General features: G+C 66.9%; 14 protein-coding genes. 5 read left to right on the top strand and 9 right to left on the bottom strand.

Annotated features, from left to right (window positions below; all coding sequences use genetic code 11):
* The first annotated feature begins 199 nt into the window (after nt 1-199).
* Together AWB81_RS24170 and AWB81_RS24165 are read left to right on the top strand one after the other, a co-directional pair.
* A complete protein-coding gene (locus tag AWB81_RS24170; RefSeq protein WP_374730510.1) occupies nt 200-397 on the top strand; it encodes an oxidoreductase-like domain-containing protein in 198 nt (65 codons plus the stop codon).
* Nucleotides 398-471: 74 nt separating this feature from the next.
* Nucleotides 472-981, top strand: coding sequence for a DUF1993 domain-containing protein (locus AWB81_RS24165; protein ID WP_062639076.1), 510 nt, complete (start codon nt 472-474; stop codon nt 979-981).
* Between the two features lie 66 nt (nt 982-1047).
* Here the strand turns inward: AWB81_RS24165 and AWB81_RS24160 are convergent, their stop codons facing one another.
* Nucleotides 1048-2316, bottom strand: coding sequence for a virulence factor family protein (locus tag AWB81_RS24160; protein ID WP_062639075.1), 1269 nt, complete (start codon nt 2314-2316; stop codon nt 1048-1050).
* The gene (gene mprF / locus AWB81_RS24155; RefSeq protein ID WP_062639074.1) at nt 2313-4907 is read right to left on the bottom strand and encodes a bifunctional lysylphosphatidylglycerol flippase/synthetase MprF; all 2595 of its coding nucleotides are present in this window, start codon (nt 4905-4907) and stop codon (nt 2313-2315) included. The genes AWB81_RS24160 and mprF overlap by 4 nt, the downstream gene beginning before the upstream one ends.
* A 459-nt stretch (nt 4908-5366) precedes the next feature.
* Between mprF and AWB81_RS24150 the strand changes: the two genes are divergently transcribed.
* A complete protein-coding gene (locus tag AWB81_RS24150; RefSeq protein ID WP_062639073.1) occupies nt 5367-5726 on the top strand; it encodes a hypothetical protein in 360 nt (119 codons plus the stop codon).
* 25 nt (nt 5727-5751) lie between these two features.
* Here AWB81_RS24150 and AWB81_RS24145 read toward each other — a convergent pair whose 3' ends face one another.
* Nucleotides 5752-6231 carry a hypothetical protein gene (locus tag AWB81_RS24145; protein WP_062639099.1) on the bottom strand — a complete coding sequence of 160 codons (480 nt, stop codon included), beginning with the start codon at nt 6229-6231 and terminating at the stop codon, nt 5752-5754.
* A 227-nt stretch (nt 6232-6458) separates the two neighbouring features.
* Here AWB81_RS24145 and AWB81_RS24140 point away from each other — a divergent pair, with 227 nt between their 5' ends.
* Nucleotides 6459-7424: a nucleoside hydrolase gene (locus AWB81_RS24140; RefSeq protein ID WP_062639072.1), complete on the top strand. Its 966-nt coding sequence runs from the start codon at nt 6459-6461 to the stop codon at nt 7422-7424.
* Here the strand turns inward: AWB81_RS24140 and AWB81_RS24135 are convergent.
* Both AWB81_RS24135 and AWB81_RS24130 read right to left on the bottom strand, forming a co-directional pair.
* A complete protein-coding gene (locus AWB81_RS24135; RefSeq protein WP_062639098.1) occupies nt 7421-8101 on the bottom strand; it encodes an alpha/beta hydrolase in 681 nt (226 codons plus the stop codon). The two genes, AWB81_RS24140 and AWB81_RS24135, sit on opposite strands and share 4 nt — an antisense overlap.
* A gap of 28 nt (nt 8102-8129) precedes the next feature.
* Nucleotides 8130-8519, bottom strand: a complete 390-nt coding sequence (locus AWB81_RS24130; RefSeq protein ID WP_062639071.1) for an MAPEG family protein — start codon at nt 8517-8519, stop codon at nt 8130-8132.
* Between the two features lie 142 nt (nt 8520-8661).
* Here AWB81_RS24130 and AWB81_RS24125 point away from each other — a divergent pair, with 142 nt between their 5' ends.
* On the top strand, nt 8662-9057 hold the full coding sequence (locus AWB81_RS24125; RefSeq protein ID WP_062639070.1) for a PPC domain-containing DNA-binding protein: 396 nt from the start codon (nt 8662-8664) through the stop codon (nt 9055-9057).
* Nucleotides 9058-9071: 14 nt separating this feature from the next.
* Here AWB81_RS24125 and AWB81_RS24120 read toward each other — a convergent pair whose 3' ends face one another.
* The 4 genes from AWB81_RS24120 to AWB81_RS24105 all read right to left on the bottom strand — a co-directional run bounded on the left by AWB81_RS24120 (nt 9072) and on the right by AWB81_RS24105 (nt 12440).
* Complete coding sequence (locus AWB81_RS24120; RefSeq protein ID WP_062639069.1) at nt 9072-9893, bottom strand: phosphatase PAP2 family protein; 822 nt, start codon at nt 9891-9893, stop codon at nt 9072-9074.
* Nucleotides 9890-10726, bottom strand: coding sequence for a metallophosphoesterase family protein (locus AWB81_RS24115; RefSeq protein WP_062639068.1), 837 nt, complete (start codon nt 10724-10726; stop codon nt 9890-9892). The genes AWB81_RS24120 and AWB81_RS24115 overlap by 4 nt, the downstream gene beginning before the upstream one ends.
* On the bottom strand, nt 10723-11733 hold the full coding sequence (locus AWB81_RS24110) for a diacylglycerol/lipid kinase family protein (RefSeq protein ID WP_087135167.1): 1011 nt from the start codon (nt 11731-11733) through the stop codon (nt 10723-10725). Before AWB81_RS24110 ends, AWB81_RS24115 begins: the two co-directional genes overlap by 4 nt.
* A 266-nt stretch (nt 11734-11999) precedes the next feature.
* On the bottom strand, nt 12000-12440 hold the full coding sequence (locus tag AWB81_RS24105; protein WP_062639067.1) for a CBS domain-containing protein: 441 nt from the start codon (nt 12438-12440) through the stop codon (nt 12000-12002).
* Between the last annotated feature and the right edge of the window lie 27 nt (nt 12441-12467).

Raw genomic sequence — 12467 nt, 5'->3', positions numbered from 1 at the left:
ATTCGTTCGAGATACGGCTCGCCCGGCTTGGCGCCATCGTGCGCGGCGAGCAGGAAATGACCCGTGGCGGGCCTTCCCGCGTGATTCGTCCGCCCGGCTCGTGACTGCTGCGGGAAGTATGCCATCGGGCGAGCCGTCGGCCGCCGCCAAAACCTAGCCGCCGAAGTCCGCGCGCGTCGATCGGGGCACAATGGGCGGATTGTCTTTCGCCTTCGGAAACATGCCCGACGCCCGGGACCCCGATTTCCGCCCCACGCCGCCCGAGCGTCCCGCTCCCGACGAGTGCTGCCAGAGCGGCTGCGATCCGTGCGTGTTCGATCTGTACGAAGACGCGCTAGATCACTACGAGACCGCGCTGACCGCCTGGGAAGCCCGCCGCAGGACGCCGCCGGCGTAACGCGCGCGCCGTTCGGGCAGCCGAAAGGACGAAGCGCTATGCTTGACACCCCTTGTCAAAAGACGGAGACACACATGTCCCTGACGATGTATCGCGCGTCGATTCCCGTGTTCATTCGCGGTCTCACCGTGCTCTCTTCGCTGCTGGAAAAGGCCGTCGCGTTCGCCGACGAAAAAGGCATCGCGCATGCCGACATCATCGGCGCCCGGCTCGCGCCGGACATGCTCGCCTTCGCCGCGCAGATCCAGCGCGCGAGCGACACGGCGAAGCTCTCGGCGCAACGGCTCGCGGGCGGCGAGGCACCGCGCTTCGAGGATAATGAAGACTCGTTCGAGGCCTTGCAGGAACGTATCGCGAAGACGGTCGCGTATCTGAAGAGCATCGACGCGAAGCAGCTGGACGACGCCGAAACGCGCACGATCACGCTCAAGTTCAAGGACTTCGAGCCGAGCTTCAGCGGCGTGGATTACCTGTTCGGCTTCGGGCTACCGAATTTCCAGTTCCACATCGTGACGGCCTACGACATCCTGCGCCATCTCGGCTTGCCGATCGGCAAGCGCGATTATCTCGGCCCGCTCAAATAAGCCCGGAAATTTCGGTGAGGTTCAGCTCCGGATCGCGGATGTAGACGGACCGGAGCTTTATGCGCTTCAGGCCCCGCCGCGGATCGCGATCTGCTTTTGCCAGCCGCCGAGGATGCGCTTCGCCAGCGCGTCGTAGTCGCCGCCGAAGTGGTGGTCACCCGGCGTCCTGATCACGTCGATGCCCGTCTTGGTCAGCTTCGGGCACAGCGTGTCTTCTTCCTTCTCGCCGTAGATGCACTGGACCATCGCGGGCGGCAGCTTCGCGAGCTCGCCCTTCACGGGCAGCGCCTTGTCGCTCGCCGGCATGCCGAGCCAGCCCGTCACGCGAATCTGGAAATCGGCGGACGGCGCGAAGCCCATCAGCGAGACATACGACACCTTCGCGCGCATCGCGTCGGGCAGGCGGTTGTAGGCGAACGGCATCACGTCGGCGCCGAACGAATAGCCGATCAGCGCGATATGGTTCGTGTGCCAGCGCGCGCCGTAGGTCTGGATCACGCGCGCGAGGTCCTGCGCGGTCTGCTGCGGCGTCTTCTCGCTCCAGAAATAACGCAGCGCGTCGATGCCGATGACCGAGACGCCGTCTTTCTGCAGCGCTTCGGCAACCGTCTTGTCGAGATCGCGCCAGCCGCCGTCGCCGGAGATGACGATCGCGAGCATGTCGGTCGGGCGCGCGGCGCGCAATTCGATCAGCGGCAGGTCGGACACGTCGTCCTCGTGCTCGGCCTGCGCCTTCAGATGCGGCGCGGTCATTGCGAAGAGCGCGTCGGCCTTGTTGCGGCCCGGCTGCATCGCGCCACGCTCGACGAAGCCCGGCAGGCCCTTGCCGTGCGTGATCGTCGGGTCAGGCGGACAGAGGGAAAAACGCGCGTCGAGTTGCTTGTCGGCGTCGAGCGAAACCGCGCCCGCGACCGTGTTCTCCGGCGCCTGCGCCAGAATGCGCTCGGCGAGAATCCCGCCCTGCCCCGTGCCCGCGACGATCGGCGCGAAGTATCGGCTCGTCTGCACGCCGCGTTCGAGCTGATGGCTCACGGCTTCGGCATCGCCGACGAGGTTATGGCAGCTTTCCTTCTCCGCCGGCGACTGCAGGCGCGCCGCGTAGCGCTCCATGTCCACGCCGACGACCATCGCGCCGTTCTTCGCGAGCGTGTCGGCGGCCTGCTGGTCCGCGGGGCTCCAGCCGCTCTTCTCCGAAAACAGCACGACGAAGCCGCGCATCTCGCCGACGGGTTTCGTCAGCGTGACCTGGCCGTAACGGCCGCCGGGGATCGTGCCTGCATGGGCGGTGGACAACAGCGCAAGCGAGAGCGCTGCGGCTTTGAAGAACGATTTCATGAACGCCAGCCTCCGGCCAGCAGGGAAAGATCTGCCAACGTGAAAAACACTCCGACCGAACCGGACGCCGCGAGATAACGCGGTTCCCAGCGCGGCTGGAACTTGCTCTTGAATCCGCGCAGACCGCGGAAGTTGTAGAAACGGCCGCCGAAGCGCCAGATCAGGCCGGCGAGCCGGTGCCAGTACGACGCGAGCGGCGTCGGCTGCATGCCGGACAAGGGTGCGATGCCGAGAGAGAGCGACTTGAACCCCGCCTGCTTCAGATGCAGCGCGAGCTTGGTGAAGAGATATTCCATCGCGTAGGGCGAGGCGCTCGGCAGATGCCGCATCACGCCGACTGTCGCCTCGGTGTTCAGGTCGGTCGTCATGAAGGTGACGAACGCGACCGGCACGCCCGCCTGGCGCACGAGCAGCACGGACTGCGCCGCCAGATACTCCTCGTTGAACGCCGCGACCGAAAAGCTCTTCTCGCGCGCGAGGCGGCTTTCGAGCCAGGCGTCGGAGATTTCGCGCAGCATCGCCACGCTCTCCGGCACCTGCGGCGGCTCGATCACTTCGACGTCGAAACCGTCGCGCTCGCCGCGCTTCAGCGCATAGCGCAGATGGGCGCGGTGCGAGCCCTTCAGGTCGAAATCGTCGAGCACGACGTGCGCTTCCTCGCCGAGCTTCATCAGCGTGAGGCCGGCGTCGAGGTAGAGCGGCAGCGCGTCGGCGCGCACCTGATAGAACGCGGCGCGGCCGTTGTGCGAATGCGCCAGTTCGACGAACTTGCGGATCAGTTCCGCCCATTCGCGGCGCGGGCCCACCGGATCGTGCAGCGCGGCCCACGTGCGGCCGTGCTTCGCGTACATCAGGAATGCCTCGCGCGACTCCGAGAACAGGAAGCTCTTGTCGCCCATCATCGCGAGGCCGGCGTCGCTGCGCTCCTGCGCGCGGAAGATGCGCGCGGCGTCGAGCAGGTCCTGCGGCGCCGGCTTGACGAACCGGCCGGCGGCCGGACGCAGCAGTTGCCACATCGCGAAGACGGCGGCGAACAGCACGGCCGCGAGCGTCGCGCGCAACGCGCGCGGCGCGCGGTGATCGAACGCGAACTGCCACCAGAGGTCGCCACTATATTGAACGTCGCGGAAGGCGAAAAACATGATCCACACCGCGAGCACCATCACGACGCCCACCGACGCGAGCCAGGTCGCCGTGAAACGCTCGGCGAACAGCGACGAGCGGCGGTTGAAGCGGTCGCGCGTCGCGAGCAGGAGGACGATCAGGAAACCGAGCACGCCGGCTTCGATAAACGCCAGGCCCTTCGCCAGCGAGAGCGCCAGGTTCGCGACCGCGAGGATCAGCGCGAGCCACCATGCGGCGTCCAGGCGCCGCAGCAGGCCGCGCGCGACAAACAGGAGCAGCACGCCGAGCACGCTGCCGAGCAACTGCGAGCTTTCGAGCACCCACAACGGCAGGATTGTCTGCAGCGTCGCGATGCGCTTCGCAAACGCGGGCGTCGCGCCCGAGATCACGAGCATCGAGCCCGCCACGAACGTGACGATGCTGAGGAACAGCGGCGCGAGCTGCGACACGTGGCCCGGGCGCAGGAAAGCGAAGCGACCCTTGAGCGCGCGGCCTTCGAACGCGGCCATCACGCCGGCGGAGAGGATCAGCGGCACGCCGAAATAGATCGCGCGATACGCGAGCAGCGCCGCGACCATTTCCGGCGTCTGCACGCTGCCGCCGAGCGCGAACACCATCGACGCCTCGAACACGCCGACGCCGCCGGGCGTATGGCCGATCATGCCGAGCAGCATGGCGGCGGAATAAACGGTCAGGAAATCGCCGAAACCGACCTGCGCGTGCGGCAGCAAAGCCCACAGCGCGAGACCGGCGGCGATCACGTCGACGATCGCGAGCGCGATCTGCGCGACGAAGTCGCGGCGCGCCGGAACCGTGAAACGCAGCCATTTCCAGCGCGAACTCAGGGTGCGCGGCGCCGTCCCGCAGCACGCGACGAGCACCGCCATCGCGAAAACGAGCGCCGCGCCGGTCGCGCGGAGCAGCGCGGGCGAAAGCGGCATCATGCGCGCGAGGGTGTCGGCGGACACGACCATGCCCGCCGCCGCCATCAGGACGAGCGAGAGTGCGAGCGTGACGCTCGTGAACACCGTCAGGCGCCCGACCTGCGCCGGCGTGACGTCCGCCGCGCCGTAGACGCGGCAGCGCACCGCGCCGCCCGTCAGCGCGCCGAAGCCGGTCGCGTTGCCGAGCGCCGAGCCGACCGTCGCGCCGACCCACAAGAGCGAGCGCGGCACCGTCGCGCCGATATGCCGCAGCCCGACGGCGTCGCGGCCGATCAGCGCGACGAAGCTGAGCGCGGTCGCGCCGAGCGCGGCGCCCCAGGCATCGAGCGGGAGATGGCGCAACTGCCGCATCACCGATTTGTAATCGACGGCCTGCGACAGGTGCTGGAACACGGCGAGAAGCAGCGCGCACACGACGACCGTCACGAGCGGTGCAGCGAAACGCTGCAAGCCACGTGCTTGGGACCATCGACTCAGTGTCGCGGTCACGCGGGCGGGATCGACCAACTTTATGCGAGACATGCGTTCAACCAGACTTGCAGAGCAGCCGCAGCGTCGCCCGAAGATCGGGCTCGGCTGCGGCAACTCGGAATTATTGTGGGCGTCAGCGCTTTTTCGGCCGTTCGTCGCGGCGGATCGCTGCGCAATAAGAAACGCCTGTATAACGGCGTTCGTTGACGTGACTTAAGGAAATGGTAAGAAAAGGGCGTCGCTACCGAATGTCGGAATCGGACGAATTATCGAGATTTGGTGAAATTTCGTCCGATTTTGGCGCCGTTTCCGCGCTTTTCATGCCAACCGGGCGTATCGAAGGCGCCGACGCGCCGACAGGCAACCCGCAATCATACGCGATCACCCTTGCAGTCAGCTTTGCGGTTCGCCTGACGAGCAGTTAGGATCGGGACGTCGATTCGCCTCGATTCCGCTCATCCCACAGAAGCAGCGCCTTTTGCGCGGCCCTATCCGGAACCCGTTCAACGCATGAAATTTCCCGCTCTCGCACCGACTGCCGCCGCTTTCGTGCTCGTCCTTTCCGGCTGCGCCGCCTCGATGGACGACAGCAATCTGATGAAAAACGTGCCGGTCGGCGCTGGAACGTCGCATCTCGACATTTATTCGTTCACGAAATGCGTGAAGGAGAAATGGACGCCGCAGGCGGGCCGCCTGCGCGAGTATTCGCCCGATGCCGACGGAGTGGTCCTCGCCGTGCGCGGCGCGACGAGCGGAGACTCGGTGCTGCTCTACGCGCAGCCTTCGGCGGCGGGCACGACCGGTTACACGATCTACGGCGATGTAGTGGCAGCGAGCCGCTACGTCGCGGCGGCCCACACCTGCGACTGAGCGGCGTTCCCGGCGTCTCCGGCCGTCAGGAAGCGGCCTTCCCGCCGTGCAGATCGACGCCCGCCTGATGCGTCCCGACGATGCGCCCGATCAGATACCCATCCGCCGCGCAGGCGTTCGTGCGCTCGTTGCCGTTCCACTGGATCTTGTACTGATCCTCGTGCGACTGGAGGCTCGACGCGTCGAACTTCTGCTTCGGCGGCGTCTTCGCGCCGGAATCGCGTGCCTGTTCCATCACCAGGCGGTTCCAGGTCAGCGCGTAGCCGTAGCGCACGCCGTCGGCGAACGCATCGTTGTCGCAGACCTGCGACGGCGGCACCAGTTTGAGCGTCACGTGATAGCCGCCCGAGCCGCCGACCACGATGCGCGTTTCGCCGGGCGGCCCGGCCGGCACGGGCGGGCCGACAAGCGCAGCAGGCGCTCCGGAGGCGGCATTCGGGGCCGCCGCCGGGGCGCTGCCGTCGCCATTCGGGGGAAGTGGTGCGCATGCGCTCAATACCAGCATCGCCGCGCCAAACACGGTCAAACGTCGGAAGAAAATCACCCTGCGGTTTCCATCTCAAAATAATCCGACCGCTACCTTAACATTTCAGACGAATCCTGATTTTGCGGAAATTTGACGAGATCATTCTGATCGACACGAATCGAGCCCGGTGAGGCCGCGCCGCTTCCGGACGATAATCCGACGAGGGGCGGCGGGCGTCGCCTCCCCGCTCATCGGACCCTGCGCCCATGCCCCAGCACCAAGTCATCTACGACACCGATCCCGGCATCGACGACGCCATGGCGCTCGTTTTTCAGGCGCTGCATCCGGAGATCGAATTGCTCGGTATCACGAGCGTGTTCGGCAACGCGTCGATCGATACCACCACGCGCAACGCGCTCTATCTGGCCGGGCGCTTCGCGCCAGGCGTGGCGGTGGCGCGCGGAGCCGCCGCGCCGTTGCAGTGCGCGGCGCCCGAGCCGCTCGGCTGGATCCACGGCGACGACGGTCTCGGCAATATCGAATTGCCCGAACCGGATCACGGCAGACTCGACGCACGGCCGGCGCATCGTTTCATCGTCGAGACGGTGCGTGCGCATCCCGGCGAAGTCACGCTGCTCGCGGTCGGGCCGCTGACGAATCTGGCGCTCGCGCTCGCCGACGACCCGGGCATCGCGCATCAGGTGAAGGAAGTGGTGATCATGGGCGGCGCGTTCGGGATCCGCGGCGTGCTCGGCAACGTCACGCCTGCCGCCGAGGCCAACATCCACTGCGACCCCGAAGCCGCCGACATCGTCTGCGGCGCGCCGTGGAAGCTCTCGATCGTCGGGCTCGACGTCACGCACGAAACCGTGATGACGAACGCCTTCCTGGCGTCGATCCGCGACCGCGGCGGCGACCCGGGCCGCTTCGTCTGGGACATTTCGCGCCACTACGAGCGCTTTCACTTCGAGAACGACCGGCTCGAAGGCATCTATTCGCACGATTATTCGGCGGTGGCGTACCTGCTCGCGCCGCATCTCTACGCGACGCGCAGCGGTCCAGTGCGCGTCGTGACGAGCGGCATCGCCACCGGGGAGACAATCCAGAAACCCTCCGCGATGCACGTCACCGCGCCCGACTGGGAAGGGCGCCCGGCATGCGAGGTGTGCATCGGCGTGGATGCTCAGGCCGTGCTGGCGATGTACGAACGCACGCTCTGCGGGCCGGCCTAGGACGCCGCCGCGAGCCGCTTGCCGAGCCACTCGCGCAAAGCCTCGATCTCTTCGAGGCAGACCGAATGCGGCATCGGATACGCGTGCCATTCGACCGGACAGCCGGCCGCGAGCGCGAAATCGCGTGCATCCTCGCCGAGTTTGAGCGAAAGCACGTCGTCGGCGGTGCCGTGGGCGGCGAAGATCGGCGTATCGCGGTTGGCGGCGCTGAACGACGCCTCGATCAGGCTCTTCGACGGCGCATAGCCCGACAGCACGATCAGTCCCGCGAGCTTGTCCGGATGCGTGAGGCCGGCGGTGTAGGTCATCGCCCCGCCTTGCGAGAAGCCCGCGAGGAAGATCCTTTCGGTCGGAATGCCGCGCGCGTTCTGTGCCTCGATCAGCCGCCGGACCGTGGCGCACGATTCCAGAATGCCCGCCTCGTCGACGCGCCTCTCTATGCCCTCGAACGACAGAATGTCGTACCACGCGCGCATCACGTAGCCGTTGTTGGCGGTCACGGCGATCTCCGGCGCGTTCGGAAACACGAAGCGCACGGCGGGCGCGTCGGAGAGGCGCAACTCGGGGACGAGCGGCACGAAATCGTTGGCATCGGCGCCGAGGCCGTGCATCAGGATGACGGCGAAGGCGGGGTTCGGCGCGGTCTCGATTTCGATCGTCGACGGCTGTTCGGTCATGTTGTCTTCCATAAAAGATACTTGCGATTCAAATGATCGGGACGAGCACCAGGATGATGCCAGTGAGCGACACCGCCCACACCAGCGAGCGCAAGAACGGCACGCCCGCCGCGTACAGCGGCACGTAGAGTACCCGCGCGACAATATAGAGCAGCGCGCCCCAGTGCGTGAGCGCGCCTTCGCGTCCGGCGACATGCGCGATCAGGATCGCGGCGGCGAACACGGGCAGCGTCTCGAAGAGATTGTTCTGGGCGCGCATCAGGCGGCCGGTGAGCTTCCCCGGCGGCGGCGCGGGCGCGTCGCGCGGACCGGCGTTGTAGCCGATGCCCGTCTCGCCGTTGCGCAACAGCGCGGGCAGGAGCACCTGCACCAGCGCGAGCACGAGCGTCCAGGCGAGAACCGTCAGTTCGAAGCTCATGGGGTCTCCGGTGGCGGAAGTGAATGGGCAGGGCAGCCAGCCGCGTGCGCCGACATGATGCCATCGCGGTCGCGTTTTGGCTGGCAGCGACCATCCTTCGTCAACGCGTGTAGTCTTGCTGCTTTCAGCATGGGGACCGCAGATGCGGACACTTCCACTGCGGCTCGTGCCCGGCGACGACCTGCGCACGAAGCTCGAAGACATCGCCCGCTTGCACGCGCCCGAAGCCGCGTTCGTGCTGCAGGGCATTGGCAGCCTGAGCGTCGCACAGTTGCGCTACGCGGGCCTCGACGACCCGGCCGAGCTGCGCGGCGACCTCGAAATCCTGACGCTCGCGGGCTCGCTTTCGCCCGACGGCGCGCACCTGCACATGTCCGTCTCCGATCGCGACGGCCGCGTCTACGGTGGACATGTCGCGAAAGGCTGCATCGTGCGCACGACGGCGGAAATCCTGATCGGGTGTCTCGAAGAACATCGGTTTTCGCGGGAAACCGATCCGGCGACCGGTTTTCCCGAACTCGTCGTCAGGCCGCGCTGAGGGCGTCGACGGCACTAGCGACGACGCCGGCGCCACACCATCCGCGTCACCTCGATGCTCACAATGCACGCGACGAGCCACGCCGTTCCGGACGCGAAACCCGCCAGCACGTCGCTCGCGAAATGCACTCGCAGGAAGACGCGGCTGCACGCCGTCGAGAACGCGACGACCGTCGCCGCCACCACGATCGGCACGTGCCAGCGCGCGGGCGTCGTGCGCACGAGCACATAGGCGATGATCCCGTAGGTCACGAGCGCACCGGAGGTATGCCCGCTCGGGAAGCTCCAGCCGGCGGCCGTCGCGATCGACTGATCGTGCACCGGCCGCACGCGCTCGAAAATGTGCTTGAGCGTCTGGTTGAGCAGGCCGTTGCCGGCAATCGCGAGCACCACGCCGAGCGCGAGCAGCCGCCGCCGCGCGACGAACAGCGCCGCAGCGCCGCCGACGCACCACACGGTCAGCACCCACGGATCGCCGAGATGCGTGATCCAGGCGAACGCGCGGATCACGCCGGGCGCAACCGATCCGGCGATCGCATCGGCGAACGTCTGGTCGAGCCGGCCGAGTTCCTCTTCGGCGCCGAGTTCGTCGGCGATCGCGGCAAAGAGCGCAGCCCCGCCCGCAATGACCGCGAAACTCAGCATAAGCTGGATGACGAGCAGCGTCTTCGGCGGAATGCGGCTGTCACTGCGCGGCACGCCGTGGCGCAGCACGAGACGCCATGCGAGAGGCACCGCCACCAACAGCGCGAGCAAGGCAACGCCGAAGCCCGCGAGCGCGTGCTCGCCCGCGAAGCGCGCGAGGGTGTCGGGGTCGACGCCGCCGAGGGCGCTCATGGCGTTGCGCAAGCCTGGTGGGCTTCGTCGAAGACGAGTTCGTGATGCGTCACGCGCCCGAAGGCGCCGCTCGCTTCCGCGAAATCCCAGCGCTCGACGACCGCGCGCCGTGGCCCGGGCGCCGCCTGATCGTAGCGAATCAGGTTCACCGAATTGTCGATCGTGCCGCGCACCCGCGACGACAGCGCCGTGCCCGCCTGCACCGCCCACACCCGGCGCGGCAGGTTCGCGAAGGTATCGTGCAGCGGCAGCACGTAAGGCAGATGGATGTGGCCGCCCATCACGAGATCGGCGCCCGCGCGCGCCCAGCGCTGCACGGCGCGCTCGCGTCCATGCAGCAGGTTCGTTTCGTCCTGCGCGCGCGTCACCGCAACCGGTTGATGCGTGACTACGATGCGCAACTGCGCAGGCGTGGCGCGTTCGAGCCGCTCCGCGACGCGCCGCACCTGCTGCATCGACACCTCGCCGTCCTTGTGACGATAGGGCCGCGTCGTGTTCAGCGTAATCACGAGCAGCGCCGGCGAATCGAACACCGGTTCGAGATCGACGCCGAAGACGCGCTGATGGTTCGCGTACGGATGGAACACGCGCGCAAACAGGTTGAAGAGCGGAATGTCGTGATTGCCCGGCACGACGATCGCAGGCGTCGGCGCGAGCCGGTCGACGAACGTGCGCGCCGCGCGGAACTGGGCTCGGCGCGCACGCTGCGTGAGATCGCCGGACATCACGACGAGATCGGGCGGCATCGAATCGACGAGACGCAGTAGCGCATCGACGACGCGCGGCCGTTCAGTGCCGAAATGCGGATCGGAAACCTGCAGCAGCAGCGTCATGAGCGATTGGCTTGGGCGATGTCGGGCTCCGGCTTGAGCAAAAAGAGCGGTTCCGGCGCGACGTGGAATTCGAGCGGCATATTGAGCCATGTCACTTCGCCGTCGGTCGCGATCTTCACGCGTCGGCGGCGCTTGCCCGGATGCGTCACGGTGATGCTGCGAAACGTGAAACTGATCACGTTGTCCGCGTCGGACAGACGGCCCGCCGCGCCGTGCAGCGTGAGCGCGATCTGCGCGAGCCGGCCGACGGCGCGCGGCGCGATCGCTGCGAGCAAGCCCTGTTCCAGCAGCGGCGCCTCCTTCATGCCGATCTGCTCGAGTTGCAGCCGATTGTTGCCGACAAAGAGCGTCGAGGTGCGGATTTCGCGCCGCTGTCCGTCATTGTCGATGTGCAGTCGCAGATGGCGATGGCGCCGCAGCAGGGTCGCGATCGCAGAAAAGAGCGCAATCAGGCGGCTGCGGCCGAACTGCCGCTTGTAGATCTCGCGGTCTTCGAGGAGCTTCGGATAGAGGCCAAGACTCGCGTTCACCAGAAACGTGCGGCCGTTCACGACGCCAACCTGCACCGGATAGGCGCGCGCAGTGAGCAAAAGGCGCGTCGATGCTTCGAGATCGGACGGGATGCCGTGGTCGCGGCTGAAGTAGTTGAACGTGCCGCGCGGCAGGACGGCGTACGGGCAGCCGCTGCCGAGCGTCGCCTCGGCGACGGCGCAGAGCGTCCCGTCGCCGCCCGCGCCCACGACCACGCCGTTCTGCTCGATCGCGTCCGCGACCGCACGACGCGCAGTGGCGCCGAGTTCGGCGGGATCGTCGACGAGACGCAGTTGATAGCGGCGTCCCGCGGCGCCCAGTTCCCGATCGAGGATCGCGCGGGTTTGCTCGCTCTGCTTGCGGCCGGAGCCCGCGTTCATGACGATGAAGAACGGGGCGTCGTCGGGGATCGTGAGGACCGGGGCGCAGGCGGGGAATTCGTCCCGCGGTGCGGCGGGCGTGTCTAGCGGGGTCATCGGGCGGGCGCCTCCTCGGGCACAACGCGCCGCCTTTTTCCGGATGAATCGCGACGCGGCGCGCGCTTCATGCGTCGCAGCCAGTATAGGAGTTGCTTACAGTTTGCTTGGTTCCGGGTACGAATGGATGAACGACGTCGGATGGCGCGGCGCGCGGAGCAAAGGGAAACGTCAGGCGTGACAAGGCGGCGTCCATCGCGTCAGGCCGGCGACGTCGCCAGCCGAACAAGCGACGATGAAACCTGCAACTGCGCGGGCAGTGCGCCCTACGTATGCTCCCCGCGAATGTAGAACTCAAGCTGCTGAATGGTGAACTGCTGCTCGGAGATGATGTTTTTCACCAGATCGCCGATGGAAATCATCCCGACGAGCTTGCCGCCGTCGATCACCGGCAAATGGCGCATGCGCTTGTCCGTCATGAGCGCCATGCAGTCGTCGGTGGTCTGGTCGAGGCGCACGTAGCGCACTTGCGACGTCATGATGTCGCGCACCGGCGTCTGCTTGGACGCGCGGTCCATCAGCACCACCTTTCGCGCGTAGTCGCGCTCCGTCATGATGCCGACGATCTCGTCGCCCTCCGTCACCACCACCGCGCCGATGTGCTTTTCCGCCATCAGCTTGATCGCGTCGTACACCGACGCCGTCGCGGCAATCGTATAGACCGTCTGTTCGGGCTTCGAATTCAGAACCTGTGCGACAGTTGCCATCGAGCGCCTCCGGTTTGACCGCACGGC

The organism is Caballeronia arationis (assembly GCF_001544975.2).
Classification (GTDB): Bacteria; Pseudomonadota; Gammaproteobacteria; order Burkholderiales; family Burkholderiaceae; genus Caballeronia; species Caballeronia arationis.
Note: the sequence above shows the minus strand (reverse complement) of the source record. Positions and strands in the feature narration are given on the sequence as shown.

Bases quoted from the DNA above. Each gene is read 5' to 3' on its own strand.
- mprF (WP_062639074.1), bottom strand. From the start codon at position 4,907: ATGTCTCGCATAAAGTTGGTCGATCCCGCCCGCGTGACCGCGACACTG.
- AWB81_RS24105 (WP_062639067.1), bottom strand. From the start codon at position 12,440: ATGGCAACTGTCGCACAGGTTCTGAATTCGAAGCCCGAACAGACGGTC.
- AWB81_RS24110 (WP_087135167.1), bottom strand. From the start codon at position 11,733: ATGACCCCGCTAGACACGCCCGCCGCACCGCGGGACGAATTCCCCGCC.
- AWB81_RS24145 (WP_062639099.1), bottom strand. From the start codon at position 6,231: ATGCTGGTATTGAGCGCATGCGCACCACTTCCCCCGAATGGCGACGGC.
- AWB81_RS24135 (WP_062639098.1), bottom strand. From the start codon at position 8,101: ATGACCGAACAGCCGTCGACGATCGAAATCGAGACCGCGCCGAACCCC.
- AWB81_RS24125 (WP_062639070.1), top strand. From the start codon at position 8,662: ATGCGGACACTTCCACTGCGGCTCGTGCCCGGCGACGACCTGCGCACG.
- AWB81_RS24130 (WP_062639071.1), bottom strand. From the start codon at position 8,519: ATGAGCTTCGAACTGACGGTTCTCGCCTGGACGCTCGTGCTCGCGCTG.
- AWB81_RS24150 (WP_062639073.1), top strand. From the start codon at position 5,367: ATGAAATTTCCCGCTCTCGCACCGACTGCCGCCGCTTTCGTGCTCGTC.
- AWB81_RS24160 (WP_062639075.1), bottom strand. From the start codon at position 2,316: ATGAAATCGTTCTTCAAAGCCGCAGCGCTCTCGCTTGCGCTGTTGTCC.
- AWB81_RS24165 (WP_062639076.1), top strand. From the start codon at position 472: ATGTCCCTGACGATGTATCGCGCGTCGATTCCCGTGTTCATTCGCGGT.
- AWB81_RS24115 (WP_062639068.1), bottom strand. From the start codon at position 10,726: ATGACGCTGCTGCTGCAGGTTTCCGATCCGCATTTCGGCACTGAACGG.
- AWB81_RS24140 (WP_062639072.1), top strand. From the start codon at position 6,459: ATGCCCCAGCACCAAGTCATCTACGACACCGATCCCGGCATCGACGAC.
- AWB81_RS24120 (WP_062639069.1), bottom strand. From the start codon at position 9,893: ATGAGCGCCCTCGGCGGCGTCGACCCCGACACCCTCGCGCGCTTCGCG.